Origin of the sequence: Xanthocytophaga flava, assembly GCF_030068545.1 — a bacterium.
GTDB lineage: Bacteria > Bacteroidota > Bacteroidia > Cytophagales > 172606-1 > Xanthocytophaga > Xanthocytophaga flava.
This window is the reverse complement of record NZ_JASJOR010000055.1, coordinates 22,170-30,287: the sequence shown is the minus strand read 5'-3', so window position 1 is coordinate 30,287 and position 8,118 is coordinate 22,170. Positions and strand designations below refer to the sequence as shown.

Annotated in this window: 7 protein-coding genes and 1 tRNA gene; 4 read left to right on the top strand and 4 right to left on the bottom strand. The window is 37.7% G+C overall.

Features of this window, described 5'->3' with window-relative positions; translation table 11 throughout:
• Positions 1 to 325 precede the first annotated feature (325 nt).
• The 3 genes from QNI15_RS37690 to QNI15_RS37680 all read left to right on the top strand — a co-directional run bounded on the left by QNI15_RS37690 (position 326) and on the right by QNI15_RS37680 (position 2,236).
• Positions 326 to 1,099, top strand: coding sequence for a hypothetical protein (locus QNI15_RS37690; RefSeq protein ID WP_314005934.1), 774 nt, complete (start codon positions 326 to 328; stop codon positions 1,097 to 1,099).
• 21 nt (positions 1,100 to 1,120) lie between these two features.
• Entirely contained in the window at positions 1,121 to 1,726 is a 606-nt protein-coding gene (locus QNI15_RS37685; RefSeq protein ID WP_314005932.1) for a Crp/Fnr family transcriptional regulator, read from the top strand.
• Positions 1,727 to 1,807: 81 nt separating this feature from the next.
• Positions 1,808 to 2,236: an ester cyclase gene (locus QNI15_RS37680; RefSeq protein ID WP_314005930.1), complete on the top strand. Its 429-nt coding sequence runs from the start codon at positions 1,808 to 1,810 to the stop codon at positions 2,234 to 2,236.
• 119 nt (positions 2,237 to 2,355) lie between these two features.
• On the opposite strand, the gene QNI15_RS37675 is transcribed toward QNI15_RS37680, so the two are convergent.
• Positions 2,356 to 2,430: transfer RNA gene (locus tag QNI15_RS37675), tRNA-Val, on the bottom strand.
• Positions 2,431 to 2,714: 284 nt separating this feature from the next.
• Between QNI15_RS37675 and QNI15_RS37670 the strand changes: the two genes are divergently transcribed.
• Complete coding sequence (locus tag QNI15_RS37670; RefSeq protein ID WP_314005927.1) at positions 2,715 to 4,166, top strand: hypothetical protein; 1,452 nt, start codon at positions 2,715 to 2,717, stop codon at positions 4,164 to 4,166.
• Between the two features lie 63 nt (positions 4,167 to 4,229).
• Here QNI15_RS37670 and QNI15_RS37665 read toward each other — a convergent pair whose 3' ends face one another.
• The 3 genes from QNI15_RS37665 to QNI15_RS37655 form a co-directional block, all read right to left on the bottom strand.
• Positions 4,230 to 5,594: a Gfo/Idh/MocA family protein gene (locus tag QNI15_RS37665; protein WP_314005924.1), complete on the bottom strand. Its 1,365-nt coding sequence runs from the start codon at positions 5,592 to 5,594 to the stop codon at positions 4,230 to 4,232.
• A 139-nt stretch (positions 5,595 to 5,733) separates the two neighbouring features.
• Positions 5,734 to 6,798, bottom strand: coding sequence for a phosphatidylinositol-specific phospholipase C1-like protein (locus QNI15_RS37660; protein WP_314005922.1), 1,065 nt, complete (start codon positions 6,796 to 6,798; stop codon positions 5,734 to 5,736).
• Between the two features lie 132 nt (positions 6,799 to 6,930).
• On the bottom strand, positions 6,931 to 8,094 hold the full coding sequence (locus QNI15_RS37655; RefSeq protein WP_314005921.1) for a serine hydrolase domain-containing protein: 1,164 nt from the start codon (positions 8,092 to 8,094) through the stop codon (positions 6,931 to 6,933).
• Positions 8,095 to 8,118: the final 24 nt, after the last annotated feature.

Here is an 8,118-nt window from a genome sequence, read left to right as displayed (position 1 = left end):
AATTTGCAACTATATAGGTGCGTATCGTATCTTTCGAAAGGATTTCCATTTAGAGTGATATTTTTTGGTTCGCATCTCAAAATTCACTCTTTTTCGGGAATCCTTTCCTTTTACTAAACAACTTCTTTATATACAAAATAAGAATCTTGAAAAACAGAAGCAAAAATGGTAGACTTGCGGTTAGTATATAACTCTCAAACACATGTCTATCAGATATATTTCTTCCCTTCTTATAAATACCTGTGTTGTTTTTCTATTTCTATTTGGGCAGATTGGATGCTCCACTGATTCTAAACAGAGTGAAAAGAATAATGATTCTATAACTGTGCAATCAGAAACAACAACAGAATCTGTTCCCAATGCTAATGAAACAAGTATCTCAACAATTGGTTTTGGATTTTGTGATCAGACTGGCAAAAGAATACTAATTCAGGAAGATTCAGTAGTTATGCCTGAGAGTTTTACCAAGGCTCTTTCAAAAGAAGGAAAGATCGTCGACATTATTTTTCGTGAAGCAAAAAAAGAATCAGAGCAAAGCAATGGCCGTCAATGGGCTGAAAACTTTGATCGAAGTGGAGGAAGTCTCTACACAGTGACATCTGGGACAGTAAGTGAAGAAGAAACTACAGTGTTGTTCACAAAACCATTTCTTGAAACGCATAAACTGATCCCAACAACACCTTTCGAAAAAGGAAAGCTTTCTGATAGTAACAGAGCAAAGATAGAATCCTTTAAGGGATGGAAGGTAAAGGACTCGCATAGTCTGGTAAAGTTATCAGGCAATAGAAGCATTTTTCTTGTAGAATTTGAATTAAAAGGTGATTCTGCACTGGCCTCATTGGTTGTGGTTGGCTCAGATAAAATTCTTTATAAAGATTTTCCAGCTAAATACGATGAGACAAGTACGTGGAGTGTAGATGATGGCGGACAATTTGGATGGGAGTATTACAAAATTCTGGCTGTATTGGAATATGAAGGAAAGATAGAATTGATTACGGATTGGGTAGGAGCTGAAGGATATAATGCTACTTATATGCAGGAAGAAGGGCAAACATTCAAAGTTATTAAAGAGGGATATAGATATACATCTCCTCTATAAAAGCTGTAGTTGTATCAACAGATGGAAAAAACAGATAAAAGATGGACTGATGCATTGCATAAATTAAAGGTATATATCCATACTATTGGCAACCTGTCAGAAGAAAGCTGGTTGATCTTACAAAATACACTAACTGTCTGCCAGTTTTCCAAAGGAGACTATATACTTACTCCAGGTGAAGTCTGTCAATCTATCTTTTTTATAACTCAAGGATATTGCAGAGCCTTTTATGACAAAGAAGGAGATGAAATTAATACTGCCTTTTATTTTGAACAGGAATTTGCTACCAATCTCAAAAGTCTGACAAAGAATCTGAAATCTGAGTATGCTATTCAGGCATGCGAGTCGTTGATTTCAGTCCGATTTGACAGAGCCAAGTTGCTGGCGGCCTATCAGCTATCTCCCGAGATTGAATCTTTTGGCCGTAAGTTGCTTGAGATGCTTGTTGCTCAACAGGAAGAGCAGATGGCGTTGTTTCAACTACTCACAGCACAGGAGCGTTACGAACATCTGTTGCGATACCAGCCGCAAGTAGTCCAACGTATATCCCTGACTCAAATTGCCTCTTATCTGGGTATAGCCAGAGAAACTCTAAGCCGAATCCGGAGCAAGGTGAAAAATGTCTAGTATTTTATGTGACCTTTATCACAGGTTCTTCTCTTATAACCCTTCTACTTTTGTATAGGCTAGTAAACTAAACATACTTCTATGCAAAGGTCTAACAAAACACTGATTACTGATTTTATTGAACAAATCTGGAATGTACGCCAATTTGATGTTGTACAGGAATTTCTTCATCCTGATTTTGTTGATCACTCTTTACCTGACCATCTGCCTGCAGGTAAAGAAGGGATGCTAAAATGGATACAAGCTATCAGCTTTTCTTTTGAGCATACTACACTTATTGATGATCAGGTTACAGAGAATGATAAAAGTGTGATCAAAGTTCGTATGAAAATGAAACACGTTGGATTATGGAGAGATATACCTGCCACCTACAAGGAAGTAGAAACGGTAGGATATAGATTATATCGGTTAGCAGATGGGAAAATTATAGAACATTGGGGGCTTCTAGATGGACATTCGCTGGAGAACCAGCTTCGAAGCATTGTTCACGGTTGTAAAATAGCAGAGTAAAATAAGGCCTGATCTTATATCTTGAAAAGAAATAGCGTTGAACGAATGGTTATTTATAACCTATAAATATGAAAAATAAAAAAGGTCTTAGAGATTATCTAAGACCTTTTGCTGATATGTGGAGGCTGAGGGATTCGAACCCCCGACCCTCTGCTTGTAAGGCAGATGCTCTGAACCGGCTGAGCTAAGCCTCCTTTTTGTTTTCCATTTTGACTTCTTGTCGAATGGGAGTGCAAAGGTAGAAAGTTTTTTTAATAATGCAATACCTAGCTTAATATAGTTGAAAAATATATGTATAAATATATTTTCCATGCTATAGTATAATCTACTAATATATCTAGAGTAACTGTTGTACTCTGTTTATTTACAGGTGTTTAGCTAGTAAACGCGAAAATTGCTCTGATAAGAATTAAAATACTATGTTTACTTTTACTGAAAAAAATAATAAAACTCACACTCAATTTATGAATATTGTTAAATGAAACATTTTGCCTTATTTTTTTTATTCCTTTTATTTAGTACAATCACTTCTGTTATCGCACAGGATTCTTTTCTTATTTCCCTCAGAAAACAATCTATCCAAATTGAAAATAGAGATTTCTATGTAACAAAGGTAATAGATGCACGGACTGAGGAGTCAGAGCTTGGGGTTGTATACAAAGGAATGTTAAACAACCCACGAGATGCCTATTTTGAGAAAGAGCTAACAGAAGAGCTACAAGGTTTCTTTGATACAAATCTACCTCGAAGAAAAGGGGATAATGCATTGATTGTAAAAGTAATCTATCTGACCATCTCTGAAACGATTACGGCTGGTGGGGAGACTGCAACTGCATCCATAGGCTTAGACTTTATCAGTAACAGTAATGACACACTTCGATTGGTTCATCAGACTTATGCATTGAGTAAGCACGAAGGAATGGATGTTACTCAAAAGCATGATGAGAATATTGCACGTGCTTTGGCAAAGTGTATGCAAAAACTAGTAAAAAGCAATTATCAAAAGCAGATTTCTCAGGGAGTGGTATTATCAGAATCAGAAATGAACGCACCTGCAACAGATGATTCTAAATTTGACAAGCTACCTATATTTCAGGTAGATGTCCCTCAAAAAGGCATTTATTATAGTTTTAATGAATTCAGAAGTAATACACCTTCCTATATAGATAATTTTGGTGTGGAGAGGAGTATTCGGAAAGGACAACGCTGGAATGGAGAAGAACGGGCAATACCTTATGTAAGAGGAAAAGATGGGAAGCCCACAATGGTACGGGATGCCTGGGGTTTTTCAGATGGACAGCAGGTCTATATACATGCACAGAATGATTATTTTCCACTAAAGAAAGTAGGCAGACGATTTTTATTTGATGCATATGCAAGTACAAATGCGGCATCACCTGCAATTGCGACAGGAGCGTTGGTAGGAGGGGTTGTAGGAGGCGTGGTCACAGTAGTAGTAGGAGGAGTAACAATTAATAATACTATTCAAACATACTGGTTAAATATGGAGACTGGGCAGATACAGGCCGTTTCAAGTCATCCAGAAATAGTTGGCGCTACTCCACGTTCATCAGCCCGATGTATTATTTACTACAGAGGAGACAAAGCAAAAGATGATAAAACCATTCTTATAAGGCTAAGTAATCAATCTGATACCTTGAGGAGAGAGTTGAAGCCAAACACTATGGTAGAAGTAGAATGGACTTCTCTTTTATCGGAGCTTTCAATTTGTGCAGAGAACGAAAATGGAGAATGCTTCAGTTTACAACCTGATGTTTCCAGACCTAATTACTTTCAGTATTTGCCCGCTGGTGCACGAAAAAACTCCTATTCCATTACACCGGTAAAAGAACAGGAGGCTGTTTTTTATCTGAAGCAGATTCGTTATGCACAGGAAAACGCGGCAAAGAAAGAAGGTAAAGGGCAGTAAGGGTATAAATTGCACAAAGTAAAAAGCCTATAGATAGGTCTATAGGCTTTTTGGTTTAGTCTCTCAGGCCTTTTGTGCTTGAGGTTTTATTGTTGTCAGATCGCCAATCTTAACTATTTGTCCTGTTTGTGTGCTTTTACGGGCTGCAATACCAATCAGAATGGCCAATGCTCCATCACGTGTGCCAGCAGACTGTCGTAATGGATCAGAGGTGCCTGGAATAAAAATGCGGTCTTTTAGTAGTTTATCTCCTCCTCCATGCCCACTGGTGCCATGAGATATCTTGATGTATTCTCTGTCTCCGAAATTTTTTGTCAACATTAGTTCATCATAATCGTGTTTTTCAGTTGGGTTGCTTTCCTGAATCCAGGCTTCCAACCTGCCTTCTGTACCATTGAATGCAATACGATATCCTTCATAAGGTGAATACGTAGTTAAGGAATAGCTAACCTGTACTCCATTGGCATACTTAATGGTTGCTGCCATTTTATCATAAATATTGATGTCTTCTTTCCATACACATCCATCCCGCAGGTATCCATCATGTTTTTCATTATTCACATACAGATTCACATACGATTCATTTTTGGTGATGTCCCAATAATATTTGCACTTGTCTTTATGCGGACATGGGCGACAATTGGTATGACGGAATGAATTGTTTTTTCCATAATGATCGAGTGATGCAGATGCATATACTTCTGTTGGATCACTATCTATCCACCAGTTGAGCAGGTCAAAGTGGTGTGATGCTTTGTGGACCCATAATGAACCACTTTTCTCTACCAGTCTATGCCAGCGACGAAAATAATCGGCTCCATGACTGGTATCCAGATACCAATGGAAATCTACAGAAGTAAGTTTACCAATGGCTCCCTGACGGAGGAGTTCATACATTTTGGCGCGATGGGGCGAATACCTATAATTGAAGGTAACAGTTACTTTTTTACCACTACGTTTTTCCGCATCCAGAATAGCCTGGCATTTAGTTTCATCAGTAGTCATAGGTTTTTCGGTGAGTACATTGGCACCCATTTCCAAACCTTTGATGATAAATTCATGGTGAGTCGCATCAACTGTAGTGACAATAAGAGTGTCAGGCTTGATCTCTTTCATCATTTTGTCAAAGTCAGTATACGTAGGGCAGGTTACACCCATTCTTTTTTTGACGTATTCCAATCTACCTGGATTGATATCGCACAGACCAACAAATTCAATATGTTCTCCATAGTTTTTCTGTACATCGGTACCCCACATACTACTACCCCGGCTTCCGGTACCAACCATAGCCAACCGAATTTTTTTAGCTGGTTTTGTAATAGGTATAGCTTGTAGGGAAAATGGATTTACCAGCAAACTACCCGTGAGGGTTGCTCCGGTTGCTGCCAGAAAACTTCTGCGGCTTACATGTTTAGATTGATCGTTCATAAAGGTTATCTTCTATCGTTACTGTATATAGAAGATAACCGACTATTTTTACTAGAATTTTAGAAAGAAAAATAGAGGAAAGGGATATTTTAGATAAAATTAAAAATACTCCTTTTTGTAAATTAGATAAAAACAGGCACTATGGTTTTACCGGATTTACCCTGATATATTTTTTGTCCTTAAAACTAATCTGGTAATCAGACTTGAAATGAGTACTGGGTATATAATAATCGGTGGTGATGATTTGTGCACCAGATTGTTGTGCTTTCGTAAAGTGGCTATAGTCATTATGTCTTGCTTGTTCTGTATCAGAGTCGGCACGAGTTCGAACTATGTATCCTTGTTTTACCAGTTTTTGGATTTCTGCAAACTCTTTTTCCGGATTGTTTTTGATAATGATTGCCGCTTCTGGAGTACCAGCGTCTGAATTGGTAAACAAGATACGTTCTTTTAATGAGGGATGATTCTGGATATAGGAAGTACGCTTTGTACCTTGTTCATCCAGAATAAAAATAAACTTTCCTTTTGCTGCCTTGACTTTCGGCCAGTTGTTGTTCTTTACAGCATCTTCCAGTGTCTTATGGTTACCTCTCACATCATCTGGTATAAGCAGTTTATCCCGACCGAGTGTTTCTATAAGTACTTTATCCAACTGATCAAATACTTCGGCAGTAAATTTTTCTGGTACTGTGAATCCTGGTTTATTGATAGTCTCATCTTTGGCATTGATTGTAATAAATATAGGGTAATGACCTTTGTGAGTATCAGACCAACTCTTTAACGTCTGGAGGCAATTTTTGAACGTAAGGCAATGACTGCGAAAATCAATCTCCTGTATGTGAAAGACTTTAAATCCAGGTTCTTTCATCTCTTCTTTCGGATCATAAGCAGCTGTTTGTTTTGCCCAGTCAAGTCCTTTGGGATGGCTATATTTTCCTCCCTGACTATCTGCATAGATATCTATTTCCAGGTTAAGCAATCCCATGTTCAACTGCTCTTCAAGACTTAGGTGGCTATAGTCAATATGATTAGCCAGAGAAGAATCCGCTTTTTTCAATGTCTGAAACAAGGCCGGTTCGATAGCTTGTTTATAACTATTGTGTGAGCCGATAACCTGAATCTGATTTAAAGGGAGCTGATCTATGTCTACCAGGAAGATTGCCGGCCAGAGTATTCCTAAGAGAGTAAGTAAAGTGGCTTTCATAACAAAATAAATGTTAAAATGAATAGCCAAATCTACATAGTCTGGTATTATGAGAATATTAATTTTTCAGTGAGAGGTTTATTGTATTATGATCCTGATAAATCCAAAAATAGGTACTTTGTGTTAAAATGATTAGTTAAGATGGGATTCAACGTTTTGCAGAATCTCTGTAATCTCCTTGATTTGCTGCACAGCTTTCTCATTTTCTTCCACTTCTGTATTTATCAATAAAATCCGTCCTGTTTGTTTTTGAGGATCAAAAGATACAAAAGCGGATAATCCAGGATCTCCTCCTGTATGCATAATCCTCCCTGTACGATTGATCGTCCAGAACATACTTTGATTGGTGTACTTTTCAGGAAATCCTGCTGGTTTGTTAGTTGGTTCAAATTGTGGGCTAAACATATACTGGTATGATTTTCCTGTTAGCAGCGAACCTTCTTGGGTATATCCTTTGATCATTTCAATCAGATACAAAGACAGATCGTGACAGGATGTACGTAAACCTCCGTCCGGATAAGTTACTAATGAGTAAAAGTCATAGGGTTTATTTACATGGTTATATAACAATGCATACTGATCTGCTTTGATGGATTCATAAAACCAATGTGAGTCCTGCATATGTAAGGGATCTAAAATGTATTGCCTTACATAGTCTGCATACGAAATCTTTGTTTTGACTTCTATAAGATAGGCTGCTAATGCTGAACCAATATTAGTATAGTTGTACTCTATATCAGGTTCCTGATTACTGAAGTTTTCAGATGTATATAAAGTGCCTTTTGGAGTAAGATAGCTAATCAGATATTCCTTCAAGGAAATAGTAGGCTTTTTTTCATTCTGATAGGCTTTCTGGTATCCGATTTCATTATCCAGAATCCCGGAAGTATGGGTCACCAATTGCCTGATTGTAATAGCTTTCTCAGGGAATTTAGGATGGTTGACAGGGAAGGGAAGAATATCATTGATCTTTGTATCCAGTGTAAAGTGCCCTTGTTCAATGGCTTTTTGTATGGCAAGTGCAATAAATGTTTTGCTCACAGACCCAACGGGTTGAATAGTTTCTGGAGTATACAGAATCTTTTTCTCCAGGTTAGCATAGCCAAATCCTTTTTGATAGACAACACCATCCTGATTTACGATAGCTACAGCAAATCCTGGTAGAGCAGAGTGCGATTCTATATTCTTGAGCTGTGCTTCGAGTTGGGCAATAGTAGGAACAGAATGTGTCTTTGCAGATTTACAGCATACTACTATAAAAGTAGAAAGAAGCAGAGACAGAAAGTTTATTCGCATAGAAAAAGAAATTTATGCAAAGAA

What these genes read in the sequence shown, in the direction of transcription:
- QNI15_RS37685 (WP_314005932.1), top strand. Translation starts at nt 1,121, where the DNA reads ATGGAAAAAACAGATAAAAGATGGACTGATGCATTGCATAAATTAAAG.
- QNI15_RS37680 (WP_314005930.1), top strand. Translation starts at nt 1,808, where the DNA reads ATGCAAAGGTCTAACAAAACACTGATTACTGATTTTATTGAACAAATC.
- QNI15_RS37670 (WP_314005927.1), top strand. Translation starts at nt 2,715, where the DNA reads ATGAAACATTTTGCCTTATTTTTTTTATTCCTTTTATTTAGTACAATC.
- QNI15_RS37665 (WP_314005924.1), bottom strand. Translation starts at nt 5,594, where the DNA reads ATGAACGATCAATCTAAACATGTAAGCCGCAGAAGTTTTCTGGCAGCA.
- QNI15_RS37660 (WP_314005922.1), bottom strand. Translation starts at nt 6,798, where the DNA reads ATGAAAGCCACTTTACTTACTCTCTTAGGAATACTCTGGCCGGCAATC.
- QNI15_RS37655 (WP_314005921.1), bottom strand. Translation starts at nt 8,094, where the DNA reads ATGCGAATAAACTTTCTGTCTCTGCTTCTTTCTACTTTTATAGTAGTA.